The organism is Candidatus Marithrix sp. Canyon 246 (genome assembly GCF_001723685.1).
Classification (GTDB): Bacteria; Pseudomonadota; Gammaproteobacteria; order Beggiatoales; family Beggiatoaceae; genus Marithrix.
Window position 1 is genome coordinate 39,237 of sequence record NZ_MCBX01000040.1, and the last position, 15,154, is coordinate 54,390.

General features: G+C 33.2%; 12 protein-coding genes and 1 tRNA gene. 9 read left to right on the plus strand and 4 right to left on the minus strand.

Annotation, left to right across the window (positions count from 1 at the left end):
* The first annotated feature begins 106 nt into the window (after positions 1–106).
* Complete coding sequence (locus tag BHU68_RS14710) at positions 107–1,210, plus strand: SGNH/GDSL hydrolase family protein (RefSeq protein WP_069471414.1); 1,104 nt, start codon at positions 107–109, stop codon at positions 1,208–1,210.
* Here BHU68_RS14710 and BHU68_RS14715 read toward each other — a convergent pair.
* Positions 1,196–3,400: a glycosyltransferase family 2 protein gene (locus BHU68_RS14715; protein ID WP_069471415.1), complete on the minus strand. Its 2,205-nt coding sequence runs from the start codon at positions 3,398–3,400 to the stop codon at positions 1,196–1,198. The two genes, BHU68_RS14710 and BHU68_RS14715, sit on opposite strands and share 15 nt — an antisense overlap.
* A gap of 1 nt (position 3,401) precedes the next feature.
* Complete coding sequence (locus tag BHU68_RS14720; protein ID WP_069471416.1) at positions 3,402–3,824, minus strand: FxsA family protein; 423 nt, start codon at positions 3,822–3,824, stop codon at positions 3,402–3,404.
* A 43-nt stretch (positions 3,825–3,867) separates the two neighbouring features.
* On the opposite strand from BHU68_RS14720, the gene dsbD reads away from it, so the two are divergent.
* The 4 genes from dsbD to BHU68_RS14740 are packed head-to-tail and all read left to right on the plus strand — an operon-like array spanning position 3,868 to position 8,192.
* Positions 3,868–5,952 carry a protein-disulfide reductase DsbD gene (gene dsbD / locus BHU68_RS14725; protein WP_083234092.1) on the plus strand — a complete coding sequence of 695 codons (2,085 nt, stop codon included), beginning with the start codon at positions 3,868–3,870 and terminating at the stop codon, positions 5,950–5,952.
* Positions 5,949–6,452 (plus strand): TlpA family protein disulfide reductase, encoded by a 504-nt coding sequence (locus BHU68_RS14730; protein WP_069471418.1) that lies wholly within the window; start codon positions 5,949–5,951, stop codon positions 6,450–6,452. The genes dsbD and BHU68_RS14730 overlap by 4 nt, the downstream gene beginning before the upstream one ends.
* A 17-nt stretch (positions 6,453–6,469) precedes the next feature.
* Positions 6,470–7,393 (plus strand): nickel ABC transporter permease, encoded by a 924-nt coding sequence (gene nikB / locus BHU68_RS14735; RefSeq protein WP_069471419.1) that lies wholly within the window; start codon positions 6,470–6,472, stop codon positions 7,391–7,393.
* Positions 7,386–8,192, plus strand: coding sequence for an ABC transporter permease (locus BHU68_RS14740; RefSeq protein ID WP_253180942.1), 807 nt, complete (start codon positions 7,386–7,388; stop codon positions 8,190–8,192). The genes nikB and BHU68_RS14740 overlap by 8 nt, the downstream gene beginning before the upstream one ends.
* A 50-nt stretch (positions 8,193–8,242) precedes the next feature.
* Here the strand turns inward: BHU68_RS14740 and BHU68_RS14745 are convergent.
* Positions 8,243–8,319: transfer RNA gene (locus BHU68_RS14745), tRNA-Met, on the minus strand.
* Positions 8,320–8,360: 41 nt separating this feature from the next.
* Positions 8,361–8,774 carry an OsmC family protein gene (locus tag BHU68_RS14750; protein WP_069471420.1) on the minus strand — a complete coding sequence of 138 codons (414 nt, stop codon included), beginning with the start codon at positions 8,772–8,774 and terminating at the stop codon, positions 8,361–8,363.
* 41 nt (positions 8,775–8,815) lie between these two features.
* On the opposite strand from BHU68_RS14750, the gene BHU68_RS14755 reads away from it, so the two are divergent.
* The 4 genes from BHU68_RS14755 to BHU68_RS17790 all read left to right on the plus strand — a co-directional run.
* Positions 8,816–9,892, plus strand: coding sequence for a hypothetical protein (locus BHU68_RS14755; RefSeq protein ID WP_069471421.1), 1,077 nt, complete (start codon positions 8,816–8,818; stop codon positions 9,890–9,892).
* 6 nt (positions 9,893–9,898) lie between these two features.
* Entirely contained in the window at positions 9,899–11,917 is a 2,019-nt protein-coding gene (locus BHU68_RS17950) for a DnaJ domain-containing protein (RefSeq protein ID WP_069471422.1), read from the plus strand.
* Positions 11,918–11,929: 12 nt separating this feature from the next.
* Entirely contained in the window at positions 11,930–12,883 is a 954-nt protein-coding gene (locus BHU68_RS14765) for a hypothetical protein (RefSeq protein ID WP_069471423.1), read from the plus strand.
* An 8-nt stretch (positions 12,884–12,891) separates the two neighbouring features.
* Positions 12,892–15,154: DnaJ domain-containing protein (locus BHU68_RS17790; protein ID WP_216115538.1), on the plus strand; the 2,263-nt coding region annotated here is incomplete at its 3' end.

The window sequence follows — 15,154 nt, forward strand, 5'->3', positions numbered from 1 at the left end:
GGTTTTAATGAAAAAGGCAATTTTTTGGCTTGTAATACTCTTAATCCCCTATCTTTTCCTTGAAGCAGCATCCTTTTTAACAATATTGTTCTTTAAGGAAGGGAGAATGGCTGACTATAACTATGGAGTAGGTAGCCTATCAACCACTGCTGTTTCTGAAAAACAGAAACAGAGCTTAGAGCATTTGACAAGCGGAAAAACCAATTATATTGTCTATAGTTCTACTTTGGGATGGACAATAAAACCCAATGGTTTTGCTTCTGATCGATATTTGGCTAATTCAAAAGGAATCAGAGCCAATAAAGAGTATTCCTTATTAGCAGCTAAAAACCAAATTCGTATTTCATCCTTTGGAGATTCATTCACTCATTGTGACGATGTAAAAAATGAAGAAACTTGGCAACAACAATTAAATCGCGCTAATTCTAATTTAGAAGTAATTAATTTTGGAGTAGGTGCTTTTGGATTAGATCAGGCTTTTTTACGCTACAAACAAGACGGAGTACATTATAATTCAGATATTATTTTCATAGGCTTTATGGCGGAAAATATTTTTCGTAATGTTAATGTATTTCGCCCATTTTATCTGCCACAGGATGGGCTTTCACTAGCAAAACCCCGTTTTATCATAAAAAATGACGAATTAGTTTTAATAAAAAACCCTATACAAAAATTATCTCAATATAAGCAACTGATAGCGCAACCAGAACTAGTTTTGCCAAAACTAGGTGTTCATGATCATTATTTTCAAACTCAATCAAAACAACATTTTATTGATTCTTTTTCAAGTTTTTTACCATCAATTCGCCTTTTTAAAAGCTTTCATTACAAATTGATGAATAAAAATAATATTATAAAACATGATGAATACAACCAAGAATCAGAAGCCTTTCAAGTAACAGTAAAAATTTTTGAAGAATTTAGAAAAAGCGCGATCAAACATAAATCCTTACCGATAATTATTTTATTCCCATCTGAAGCAGATATTATGCGCTATCGTGACAATAAAACCAAAATATATACTCCACTTTTGCAGCATTTTAAGGAAAAAAATTATCCTTATATTGACATAATGGATGCCTTTGATAAATATGGTAATAATTATGGAATAAGACAATTATTTAAGGGACATTATTCACCGCTATCAAACCAATTAGTAGCTAAATATATTTTGGAATATTTACAACAACAAGGCTTAAACAAACCGTAATCCAAACATTTTCCCATGTTTATTTAAATTGCTATTATAAAAAGGATTTTCCTGTTCCAATAAATCTTGCCATTTTTGCCTAAATACGGCACTATCAACTGGATGGGGATCACCTTGTTGACGCATACGAGTTGCAGATTCATGATGTATCAGACGTGCATAAGGGGTAAATAAACAACGGTAGCCTTGTTCGCGAATTTTTAAACATAAATCAGTATCTCCAAATCCAACAACTAATTGTTCATCAAATCCAGTAACTTTTTCAAAAACGGAACGACGTACTAACATACATGCCGCTGTAACCGCCATAGATTCACGAATAACTAATAAGGCATTATTATGCCCAGCATTTAAGTTATTGAATTCATCATATTCTGGATAATATTGATGATCATGCCCAGCTATATCATGAAAACCAGTAATAACACCAGCATGTTGAATCATATTGATATTAGGATAAATTAATTTACTGCCAACCACTCCTACATCATTCCATGCCATCAATTCCAACATGGCTTCAAGCCATCCTGATTCTACTATTTCAATATCATTATTCATAAATAACAACATTGAGCCACTAGCTTTTGCCACTGCTTCATTATTTAATAATGAATAATTGAATGCTCCGGGTATTTTAACTACTAAAACGCCTTGTTGTTCTAATTGATTTAAATAATTTAAAGTATTTTGACAAGTAGAACCATTATCTACTATCACAAATTCTAATTCGACTCCTTCTGGAATATGAGTTATTTTTTGGAAAGAATCAATACAAGTTCTTAATAAATCAACTCTATCCTTGGTTGGAATAATAATAGAAACTTTAGTAGCTGTTATTTTTCTACGTACTCTAAAGAAATTAGTAGCCAAGCCTTCCTCAGCCCAAGCCTCAGTTTCATTCAAACCAATCGTTTGTAGATGTTGATTAATAGCTGCCAATGAATTAGTTTGTTCAGTAGTGCGCCATCGGTAAAGTGCTTTAGGAATATGATAAAAGTCTTGTGTGATTGCCGCTACTCGCAATTGTAAATCTGTTGCAAAACCACCTACTTTAGAAATGATTTCACTACTGAATACTGTAAAATGATTAATATAGAGATGGCTAAGAAGGAAATGATAATTAAAATCGTCTCTAAATTCACAACGAATCATTTCTTGGTTTTCATCAACCAGCATTTCATCAGAATAAATAACAGCCGGCTGTTCTTTTATAATTATCTTAGCTATTTCAAATAATGCCTGTGGTTCTAAACGAACATCAGGATCAACAACACAGAGATACTCACCTTCAGCGGCAAAATCTTGCACCAAATGAAACCGTGTATCTTGTTCACACCATTGCTTAGCAATATCCAAATTGGCTTGATCCTCAACAATAATACATTCCCAGTTGATGTAACTCTGTTCATGCAAGCTTAAAAATAATTCATTATTTAAGCTTGAAATAACCACTGAAATAAGAGGACTATTTTGCCATAATTTTGATTCACTTCGCTGGGTTTCAAGTTGATCTTGATTACAACGATTCTGTTCATACCATTTTTGATAGTGATTTGAATCTGGAAGCGTTAAACAATTACTTACTTTTTTCTCATTAATACTCAACCAAACTGCCAGTAAATTATCACTATTATCAGTATCTGGTGATGTCAACCGACATCTATAAGATCCCGGTTTCAAAGGTTTACTTAATGGGAAAACAGCATAAGTATTGTCTTTAAGATATTGTCCATATAATTGAGCTTCTATCAACTCATTATCTTCTTCATCATCAGGCATAATTGATAAATTAAGATGACAATGATTGACTCGACAATAAGTACCTACTTTCAATAATAGTGTCTCTCCTGCTAAAGCACCATCCCAAGTAAATGACCATTGTAGGATTTTTCCCCGAGTAACAGGAATAGGAAATTCTAAATTATCAAAAGATGAAACTACATCATAGACTTCACCAGATAGTGCTGAAAACAATTGTGATGGTACAGTGAATCCATAACTAGATAAATCAATGATCTCATCTGGTAGCCCAAATGCTAGTTGTAACAAAGTGGGCTTCATCACTTGATATATATTTTCAACCCAGCGTTGATTTTCATTTTGAAGCTTATAAGTCAGAAGATGAATACGAGCATGTGATTCAGCTAATTGGGCTTGTGTGGTTTTTAGTTCTGCAACTAATGTTGACATTTCAATCATCCTCACGCCGATATGTGCCTTCAAGAGTTGAAGACTGATGTGGGCGTGGTGGTGTCATTGCTGAAGCTTTTTTCTTTATCCACCACAGTATTATATATTTACGTAATATCGGTATTAGAAATATCAAGCCAATAGTATCGGTAAAAAATCCCGGCGTAAGTAGTAATACCCCTCCTGTCAATATTAATATCCCTTCTAATAATTCAAATGCTGGTAGTTGCCCTTGTAATAAGTTTGATTGGGCTTTTTGTATGGTTGCTATTCCTTGAGCGCGTAGTAGGTAGCTGCCAATAATTGCTGTTGAAATAATTATTAGGATGGTTGGTAATGCTCCAATAAAACCACCAACTGTGATCAATAGATAAATTTCTAAAATTGGAACTATAATGAATAATAAGAGTAAACGTTGAAACATGATATTATAAAATATTTTTAATTTAAAATTATATGGGGGTTATATGATAAAAATCAGGTTATTTTTGATTTTAATATCATGGTTTTTTACATTGTCTTGTTACGCGATTAAGCATGAGGATAGATTGTTGTTAGATAATAGTCTTAATATTTCTCCTTTGCAATCAAATATATTTAATTCTCAGATTCTTCCGCCTGATCAGGCTTTTGTTTTTTCCACTTATATGGATGATGATTCTAATGTCTTAATTGTTCGGTGGGAAATTGCTGATGGTTATTATTTATATCGCGATCAATTCAAATTCGCGCTTGAGATTGGTGGTGTGCTTGGTGATATTCAATTTCCAGTTGGTAAATTTAAGGATGATGCTAAATATGGGCGCGTTGAGGTTTATGAAAATTTATTAGAGATTAGGTTGCCTGTTAATGATGTTGAAAATCGTTTGGAGTTAGTTGTTAATTATCAAGGTTGTGCTGATGGTAGGTTGTGTTATCCACCTATTGAAAAGGTGAGTGTTGTCAATGTAAGTAATACAAAAAATCATTTTATTAAAGCTAGTGAGGCTTTTATATTTTCAGCTAAGTTTGCTTCGCCTTCTTATTTGGTTCTTACATGGCATATTGCTGATGGTTATTATTTATATAAGGATAAGTTTAATTTTTCTTTAGAGAGTAAAGGGCAGTTAGGTGTTGCTAAATTGCCTACAACTATTGTTAAATTTGATAAAGAAATTTATCAACAGCCTGAACTTGAAATTATTGTACCTATTAAGAGTCAGGGTTTAGAGCAGCTTGATTTAAAAGTTGAATATCAAGGTTGTGCTGTTGCTGGTTATTGTTATCCGCCAATCACTAAACTGGTTCATTTGAGCTTGGGTGAAGTGTCTGAGCAGGATCGTTTAGCTAAGTTACTTACAAATTCTAATATTTGGTATGCCTTATTGGTGTTTTTTGGTTTGGGTTTGTTGTTGTCTTTAACGCCTTGTGTGTTTCCAATGATTCCAATTTTGTCGAGTATTATTGTTGGGCAAGCTAAGGATGTAACTACTTATAAGGCTTTTGTCATGTCATTGGTTTATGTATTGGCTATGGCTGTTACTTATGCTGTGCTTGGTGTTGTAACTGGTTTGTTGGGTGAAAATTTACAAGTGGCTTTTCAAGATCCATTAGTATTAGTTAGTTTTGCCTTGCTGTTTGTAATTTTATCTTTGTCTATGTTTGGTTTTTATGAATTGCAATTGCCTCAAGGTTTACAAACTAAATTGACTAGTTGGAGTAATAGTCAACAAGGTGGTACTTTAATAGGTGTGGCGATTATGGGGGTTTTGTCGGCTGTGATTGTTGGACCTTGCATTGCCCCACCTTTAGCAGGTGCATTGCTTTATATTAGTCAAACTAATGATGCTTTATTTGGTGGTTTAGCTCTGTTTGTTATGAGTTTAGGTATGGGTATTCCATTGATTATTATAGGTATTTCAGCAGGTCATTGGTTGCCAAAGGTTGGTGCGTGGATGGATAGCGTCAAAGCCATTTTTGGGGTTATACTGTTAGCAGTGGCAATTTGGATGTTGGATAGGGTATTGCCCGAACAAGTCATAATGTTATTATGGGCTAGTTTGTTGATTGTGTCAGCGGTTTATATGGGTGCTTTAGATGCAGCAACTTCTGGTTGGAGTAAGTTATGGAAAGGCTTTGGAATTATTTTTTTAGTTTATGGTGTGTTATTGATTATTGGTGCTACCAGTAATAATGCTCAGATAAAAAAATCTGATAATTTTATTCCTATAAAGGGTGTTAATGGTTTAAATGCTGAATTAGCCGCTGCTAAAAATAAGTTGGTAATGTTGGATTTTTCGGCTGAATGGTGTGTTTCTTGTCAAGAAATGGATGATTTTACTTTTAGTGATTCAGGTGTGCAAAAACTGTTGGTTAATTTTGTATTATTAAAAGCTGATGTAACTGCAAATGATATAAAAGACAAGGCTTTATATAACAAATTTGGTATTTTTGGACCACCGGCGATTTTATTTTTTGATCAAAATGGGCAAGAACAAGTGGCGTTTCGAGTGGTTGGTTTTATGTCAGCTGAGAAATTTCGTCAACATTTGAAAAAAATTATTCAACTATGATCAGAACTATTATTTTGCTAACAATTATTATTATTGTTGGTATTAGCGGTTTTGTTGCGTATAATGCCCCTGATGATATTTTACCTGAGCGGCGTTTCGATTTTAGTCTGTTAGATTTAGATGGAAATAGTCGTGATATTTCTGAATGGGATGGTAAGGTATTAGTTATCAATTTTTGGGCAACATGGTGTCCTCCTTGTATTAAGGAAATACCTATGTTTATGAAATTACAAACTAAATATGCTGATCGCGGTTTACAATTTATTGGTATTACTATTGATAATTCGCGTCAACAAGTATTAGAGTTTGTTAAAACACATAAGATTAATTATCCAATATTGGGAGGCGAAGATGCAATTGCCGTTAGTGAAAAATTTGGTAATTCTTCTGGTGCTATACCTTTTACGGTTATAATTAATCATAATGGTTATATAGTTTCACGTTATCTTGGAGAAATGTCTCAGGATAAAGCTCAAAAGTTGATTTTTCCATTATTATAATAATTAATATTATTAATATGTTATTTACTTTTTTTTCTCGCCTTATTAGCACACTTGTGGTGGTATTTGGCGTTATTACTTTAGTATTTTTGTTGATTCATTTAGTGCCGGGTGATCCTGTAGAGGCTATGCTAGGTGAATCTGCTACTCCTACTGATTTAGAGGCTTTACGGCATTCTTTAGGTTTAGATCAGCCACTATTTACGCAATGGTGGCAATATATTACTAATTTAGCACATGGTAATTTAGGTCAGTCTTTATATACTAGAGAACCTATTAGTGATATGTTGTTAGAACGTTTTCCAGCAACCTTAGAATTGGCTTTTTTTGGTTTATTGGTTGCTGTGTTATTAGCTTTACCTTTGGGAAGTATCGCAGCACTGCGTAAAGATACTGTTTATGATCATGGTGCTATGGTATTTTCCTTGTTAGGAGTGTCTATTCCTAATTTTTGGTTGGGTCCTATGTTGATCTTATTGTTTTCTTTAACATTAGGCTGGTTGCCAGTTAGTGGTAGAGAAAATTGGTTATCACTTATTTTGCCGGCTATTACTTTAGGCACCGCCTTGTCGGCAATTTTAGCGCGTATGGTTAGATCTACTTTGTTAGAAGTGTTGAATGAGGATTATATTCGCACTGCTCGCGCTAAGGGTTTAGGTGAATCAGGAGTTATATTACACCATGCACTGCGTAATGCTTCATTGCCTATAATTACGGTGCTAGGTTTACAATTAGGTACTTTATTGGGTGGTGCAGTGATTACTGAGATTATTTTTTCTTGGCCGGGAATTGGGCAGTTGACTATAGAATCTATTCAGCGGCGCGATTATCCGGTAGTGCAAGCTTGTATTTTGTTAATTAGTTTAAGTTATGTATTGGTTAATACTTTAACCGATATTTTATATGCTTGGTTAGATCCACGAGTACGTTATAGTGTTTAAATATCAAATAGTTATTCCGTCATTCATATTATTATTATGGGTAATGTGCGCAATCTTGGGGCCTTGGTTGCCTTTATCACCTAATCATATTATATTGCCTAATATTTTAGAGTCACCCTCTGCTGTTGAATGGTTGGGTTATGATGATTTGGGTCGTCCAATTTTAGATCGGCTGATTATGGGAGCGCAAACTTCGTTTTTTGTTGCCTTTTGGGTGATTATTGTTTCTGTTACTGTTGGTACTTTGGTTGGTACTTTAAGTGCTTGGTTAGGTGGTTATCTGGATTTGGTGATTGTGCGGATAATGGATGTGTTTTTAGCATTTCCGGGAATTTTATTAGCCATTGCTTTGTCAGGTATTTTAGGACCGGGGGTTGAAAACGTGGTATTTGCTTTATCTATTGTTGGTTGGGTAGGTTTTGCCCGCTTAGCAAGAGCGCAAACTTTATCAGTGAAAAATCGCGAACATGTTCGAGCAGCAGTGGCTTTAGGTGCTAAAACGCCGCGTATTGTACGCTATCATATTATGCCATTATTAATGGCTCCTTTAATAGTTGAAGCTACCTTTGGTATTGCTGGTATTGTTATAGCTGAAGCCGGTTTGTCATTTTTAGGTTTAGGAGTACAACCACCTACTGCATCATGGGGTAGTATGATTCGTGATGGGTCTGCTTATATGTTAGTTGCTCCACATATGGTACTGGCACCGGGTTTGACTTTATTGTTGGTGGTATTGTCAGTAAATATTTTAGGGGATAAACTGCGAGACTTTTTAGATGTAAAAACTAGGGAAATGTAAAGCAAAAGACCTGACAGGTTTTTAAAACCTGTCAGGTCTTCAAATTTGAATGGTAGCTATGAGTGGACTTGAACCACTGACCTCAGCATTATGAGTGCTGCGCTCTAACCAGCTGAGCTACATAGCCAATAAAATATCTCCCCATTATAACAATCTAAAAAAAATAAGTCAAGCATTAATTTCATAATCATAGCTAATTTCGACACTATGTTTTAACATTTCAGCAACTGAACAGTATTTTTCAACCGATAACTGCACTGCTTGTTGTACATGTTTTTCATTTAAATTATCACCTGTGATGATAAAATGCAGATGAATTTTGCTAAAAATTTTAGGGATGCTATCTCGACGCTGACTATCAATTTCGATTACACAATCTGTAATATTTTGTCGCTTTTTTCTAAGAATTGTTAGAACATCCATGGTGGTACAACCACCTAAACCCATTAAAATCATTTCCATTGGACGAACACCTAAATTACGCCCACCAATTTCTGCTGAACCGTCTATTATAAGGCTATGACCACTTTCCGATTCCGCCATTAAACATACATTTTCTATATGTTTTATACGTGTTTTCATGTTTATATCCTTTTGTATGTTTCTTGCTATATATTAATAATATGATATTAAAAAATAATAATCTTTCTAATAAATTACTGTTGATTTTTATTGGTATTTTACTTTTGATATTATCAGCAGTAATTATAAATGCTAGTATAAGTCAAGTTGATCAACCCACAGCTGCTATTTTAGCTGGTGATGAAAAAGCGATTAAAAACTTAGAAAATGTTAATATTAACACTGCTAAGCAAATTATTAAAGATCAAAGAGTTAAACTGGCATTAGTGAAGTTTTATCTTGAAAAACAAAAATATCCATTTTTAACTTACTTAGATTTTCATTATGAATCAATTAAGGCTGACATTTTAACCGATGTTAATGTTTATAAGCTGATAAGGAATTTTTTTTATAAAAAAATTGATGATAGTATCGAACTTGATCAATTTCAAAATGCCATGTTATTATTAGGCAGTTTAAAAAAAATTTATCCTGTTTCTGATGAATTATTAGAAAAATATCAGCAAATTCAAACCAAGAAACAGCAACGTTTAGCTGTTCTGACTCAACAATATATTGAATGTTTAGATCAAAGTTTGGCTCCTTTACTTGAAAGAACTCATTGTATGGCAGAAGCTAGAACAGAAATTGAAAAAGTTGGTATTGAACATAGTTTGCCGATAGATGCTAATTTACCAGCTATGTATGCTGAGGAGATTAGACATGCTTTAACTAAGAAAAATTATTATCAAGCTGAAAGATTATTGTTAGATTGGCAAAAATTATTACCTGATGTCTCTGAACAACGCGATGCACAGAAAGCCATTTTAATTCTTCATAGGCAATTAAAAAGTATTATTGTTGATTTAATTGGTAATGATAAAACCAAAATTGTAAAAAGATTAAGTCAATTAAATACTGCTCCAATTTTACAACAAGAAATACTGGCAATGTCTCAAATTCAAAATAATTTGTTAGCATTTCATTTGAATCAAGCATTAGTATTATTATCTGCTAAAGATAATAATATTAAAATCCCAGCAAATATTAAAGAAGAATTAAAGGCTATTTTAAACGCAGAAGAACAAGTAGTAAATGATATTTTTTTATCATTACCTATACCTATTAACAAACTTTAAAAACCAATGTCATTATATAAATATTATAAAATCTTAGGTGTCAAATCCAATGCTAGCCAAGATGAAATTAAAAAGGCTTATCATAAATTAGCTTATAAATATCATCCTGATGTAAGCACTGAAGCTAATTCAGAACAAAAATTTCAGCAAATTAATGAGGCTTATAAAGCACTCAAAAATAAAGCTAACTCGAATAAGAAAAGTTCCAGATTACCCATTGTTATGGGAATGATGTTGCTGGCAATAGCTGCGGCTATTGGATTTAATCAATTTTCTTCAAATTATCGAGACATACAAACTGGTATTTTAAAAGGTGATTCAAATGCCATACAAAGCTTAGAACAAGCGGATATTAAGATCGCTAAAAAAATTATTGATGGCACTGATGTCAAGCCAGCATTGATTGATTTTTATCTTAAAAATCCAGATGTTTGGAGTAAGTTAAATTCTTATAATGATTCAATAAGAAGCGCGATATTAAAAGATGAGACAGTTTATCGTCGTTTAAGAGATTATTATTATCAGAAAATTAATGATGCAGTTAGCCAAAATAAATATAAAGAAGCTCTGACTTTTTTGGGTATATTAAAACACGAATATCCTAAAGCATCAGAATTATCTCATAAAAATCAAGAAATTCAGGAGAAAAAACAACAACGTTTAGCCGCTCTGACTCAAAAATATATGGATTGTCTATATAAAACTTGGGTACCTTTGTTAGAAAGAACACATTGTATGGCTGCGGCTAGAAATAAAATTGAATTGGTAGGAATTGAACATGAATTGCCTACTGATTCTAATTTACCCAGAATGTATTCTAAGGAAGTTAGACTGGCTTTAAAAGATAAAAAGTATGATCATGCTGAAGAATTGTTATTAGATTGGGAAAAGTTATTACCAGCTAAGTCTGAACAACGTGATGCTTTTAAACAAATTTTATTTGTTAGACAAGAGCGTGATACCATTGTTGCTGATTTATCAGGTGGTGATCAAATGCAAATTGCAAAACGACTTCATCAATTGAGTGTTGATCCAATTGTACAACAAGAGATATTTGAAATACCAAAAGTTAAAAGGAATTTATTGAAGTATAATTTTAATGAAATAGTTACCATAATTGCTAGTAATCATGGTGCGCTGGCTTCAGATTATGAAAATAAATTAAAGGGAATTTTAACTCTTCCAAAACCAGAACCTGTTATACCACCTCCACTTCCACCAATAGCACAAATACCAATTGTACCGACACCAATTGTACCAATACCAACTCCTAGTCAACCTGAAGATACATCTATCAATGAGACTAGTCAAATAACTAACTTATTGGATGAATGTAAAAATTTATTTAACAAAAACTCTTTAACTACTGGCAGAGAAACTGCATTCTCTTGTTATCAAAATGTTTTGCAAATTGAGCCAAATAACACTCAAGCTTTACATGGTATAAAAAATATTGAGAATAAATATTTTTTATGGGCTGATAGTTCTTTAAGAAGAAAACAATTTAGTCGTGTTAAATCTTATATAGTTGCTTTGCAAAAAGTGAATCCTAATTCATGGCGGTTGACTAAGTTAAAAAGGAATTTGAAAACAGCACAGGAAAACCATCAATTGGCTATTGAAGAAGCTAAAGCAGCCGAAATTGCTAGACGTAAGACTGAAAGATTTAAAGCTGCTGAAGATGCAATTGCCAGAGAAAAAGCGGCTCAAGCAGCTATATTGAAGGCGGATAGAGAAGCTAGATTGAAAGCTTATAGGGAAGAAAGAGCTGCTAGAGAAAAAGCGGCTAGAGAAGCTAGATTGAGGGCAGCTAGAGAAGCTAGAGAAAAAGCGGCTAGATTGAGGGCAATTAGAGAAAAAGCGGCTAGATTGAAAGCAGCTAGAGAAGCTAGAGAAAAAGCTAAAGTGGAACAAGCGACTAATTTAAGAGCTAATTCTTGTTCTGAAATTCTGACACAATTATCTATGGGTGTTAAACCTCTAACTCCCGGGCAACAATCTTATTTCCAAACCAGATGTCGTTAAAGGAAAAGTTAAATGTTTTATACTAAATTAATATTGGTAGTGACTATACTGAGTTCATGTACAACAGAAGAACAGACGGTTCGTATTACTAAACCGCCTGAAATTCCTAAACCACCGAATTTAATTATAGAGCCAGAAGAGCCAATTGCTGAAAAGCTTAAAATTGAAACCGAAGCTTTGAACAAGAAAGCTGATGCTATGCTTGAAGTTGTGAAAAAACCACAACCAAAACCAAAACCGAAACCAAAACCAAAACCAAAAAAGGTAATAACACACAATTATCAAACTAGCCCAATGTATTTAAAGGAGAAGCACTTTGATGGCTTAGTAATTTTAGCGGCAAATTTAATTGATACATTAGCCAATAAAAAATATTATGAGTCTTTGGATACTAAAAGTTTAATTGAAGAAGCAGAAAAATTGTCTGCAAATAAAGATTATGAACAGTCTTTATTGTTATTTTATTTAGCATCTGAACGAAAAGATAGCCCATTAAAAGTCACTTATTTGGAGCTATATCAAAATGCTCGTAATTTAAATCATCAAGTAGCGGCTTCTGATGCTTTTCAACGATTATTAGCTCAGAACCTTCTCGAAACTAAAAAATTGACATTTAAATTTTTATTTACCCCTCAAACAAGCGTATTTACTGATGATAAGGATTTAAGGAAAGAATATTCATTTTGGTTACATGAAATTGTTAAATATTTTCAAAATAATAAACGTTGTTTTCAAATAATTGGTCATACCGGTAAAGAAGAAACAGATAATCCTAAGCAATTATCTTTACAACGAGCTAAAAAAATTCAACTGATGATGAAGGTTAATTTTCCAATGGTTATAGAAAGATCAACCCTAATTGCTCAAGGAGACAAGGCAAATATTCTAGGGATTGGCACTAATAATATGATGGATATCCTTGATCGTCGCGTTGAACTTAACATCATTAATTGCGCGTCACTTTAATTAATATTATGGCTTCCAATAAATATTTTTATCAAGTATTGGGAGTTCAGTCAAATGCTAATCAAGATGAAATTAAGCAAGCCTTTCATAAGCTAGCTCATAAATATCATCCTGATACTAGCACTGAACCCAATGCAGAACAAAAATTTCAAGACATTAATGAGGCTTATACAGCACTCAGAAATAAAAAACCAGTTAATAAGAAAAGATCAAAATTACCCATAATTGCAGCAGCAATTGTTGGAATAACTTCTTTAGTTGCTATTATAAGCTTTTTTTATCAAAATTCATTCAATACTCAAGAAATACAAACTGGTATTTTAAATCATAATTCAGAAGCAATTCACAGTTTAGAAAATGCTAATATTAATTTTGCTAAAAAAGTCATTTCAGGCACTGGTGTTAAAGTTGCCTTAATTGATTTTTATCTGAAAAATCCTCCTTTATGGAAGAAATTAGATTCTTATCATAATTCAATTAGAACAAACATATTAAAAGATGATCAAGTTTATCGTCGTTTAAGGGATCATTATTATCATCAAATTGATAATGAAATTAAAGAAGATAAGTTTAAAAAAGCAATGCCTTTATTGGGTGAAATAAAAAAAGCCTATCCTAAAAAATCAGAATTATTTCATAAGTATCAACAAATTCAGGAAAAAAAACAACAACGTTTAGCCGCTATGACTCAAAAATATATGGATTGTCTATATAAAACTTGGGTGCCTTTATTAGAAAGAACTCATTGCATGGTGGATGCGCGAGATACAATTAAAACTGTTGGGATTGAACATGATTTACCAATTGATGCCAATTTACCTGCAATGTATGCTAAGGAAGTTAGACTGGCTTTAAAAGATCAAAACTATGATCATGCTGATGATATATTGTTAGATTGGGAAAAATTATTACCAGCTAATTCAGGGCAACGCGATGTTTTAAAAGATCTTTTATATTTAAGGCGTGAACGTGAAAATATTGTTGTAGATTTGTCTGGTAATGACAAAATGCAAGTTGCAAAAAGACTGCATCAACTCAGTGCTGATCCTGTTTTGCAACAGCAAATCCTTGAAATAGCCAAGGTTAAAAATAATATATTGAAATATCAATTCAATGATTTATTAACCATAATTGCTAGTAATTATGGAGAGATGTCTCCAAATAATGAAAGTAAATTAAGAGAAATTTTAGAAATTCCTGAAGAAGTTGAAGACGAAGATAAAACAATTGTTGCAAATACACCAATAGCTATTCCAATTCCAATTCAAACAACAGCAACTGAAGAAGTAAAAACTAATAATAAAACTGATACTTTATTAACTGAATGTCAACAACTTTATAATAAGAATTATTTAACTCGTGGTAAAAACACTGCCTTATCTTGTTATAGGAAAGTTCTAAAAATAGAACCAAATAATAATCAAGCTTTAGATGGTCTTAATAATATAGAAAATAAATATTATGTATGGGCAGATAGTAATTTAAGGAAAAACAAATTTGGTCGTGTTAAGTTTTATATACAGGCTTTACAAAAGTTTAATTCTAATTCTTCGCGTTTAACTGGTTTAAAAGAAAAATTAAATGCGGCACAGCGGCAAACAGTGGCAGAAGCTAATCAAGCTACAAAAGTTAAGGAAGCGGCAAAATTAGCAAGACTAAAAGTTTCTAAAGAAAAAGCGGTTAAAGAAAGAGAAGCTCGATTGAAGGCTGATAAAGAAAGAGCGGCTAAACGTAGATCTGCTAGATATAAAGTTGCTAAAGCAAAGGTTGCTAAAGAACGAGCTGCTAAACGTAAAACTGCTAATGCAAAGGCTGCTAAAGAACGAGCTGCTAAACGTAAAGTAGCGAGAGCAAAGGCTGTTCAAGAAAGAGCAGCTAAACGTAAACTAGCGAGAGCAAAGGCTGCTAATGAAAGAAAGGCTGCTAAACGTAAAGTAGCAAGAGCAAAAGCTGCTAATGAAAGAGCGGCTAAACGTAAACTAGCGAGAGCAAAGGCTGCTAATGAAAGAAGGGCTGCTAAACGTAAAGTAGCAAGAGCAAAAGCTGCTAATGAAAGAGCGGCTAAACGTAAACTAGCGAGAGCAAAGGCTGCTAATGAAAGAAAGGCTGCTAAACGTAAAGTAGCAAGAGCAAAGGCTGCTCAAGAAAGAGCGGCTAAACGTAAACTAGCGAGAGCAAAGGCTGCTAATGAAAGAAGGGCTGCTAAACGTAAAGTAGCAAGAGCAAAAGCTGCTAATGAAAGAGCGGCTAAACGTAAACTAGCGAGAGCAA

Coding starts and splice junctions, on each gene's coding strand:
- dsbD (WP_083234092.1), top strand. CDS start 3,868: ATGATAAAAATCAGGTTATTTTTGATTTTAATATCATGGTTTTTTACA.
- BHU68_RS14755 (WP_069471421.1), top strand. CDS start 8,816: ATGATATTAAAAAATAATAATCTTTCTAATAAATTACTGTTGATTTTT.
- BHU68_RS14730 (WP_069471418.1), top strand. CDS start 5,949: ATGATCAGAACTATTATTTTGCTAACAATTATTATTATTGTTGGTATT.
- BHU68_RS17950 (WP_069471422.1), top strand. CDS start 9,899: ATGTCATTATATAAATATTATAAAATCTTAGGTGTCAAATCCAATGCT.
- BHU68_RS14765 (WP_069471423.1), top strand. CDS start 11,930: ATGTTTTATACTAAATTAATATTGGTAGTGACTATACTGAGTTCATGT.
- nikB (WP_069471419.1), top strand. CDS start 6,470: ATGTTATTTACTTTTTTTTCTCGCCTTATTAGCACACTTGTGGTGGTA.
- BHU68_RS14715 (WP_069471415.1), bottom strand. CDS start 3,400: ATGTCAACATTAGTTGCAGAACTAAAAACCACACAAGCCCAATTAGCT.
- BHU68_RS14710 (WP_069471414.1), top strand. CDS start 107: ATGGCTGACTATAACTATGGAGTAGGTAGCCTATCAACCACTGCTGTT.
- BHU68_RS14720 (WP_069471416.1), bottom strand. CDS start 3,824: ATGTTTCAACGTTTACTCTTATTATTCATTATAGTTCCAATTTTAGAA.
- BHU68_RS14750 (WP_069471420.1), bottom strand. CDS start 8,774: ATGAAAACACGTATAAAACATATAGAAAATGTATGTTTAATGGCGGAA.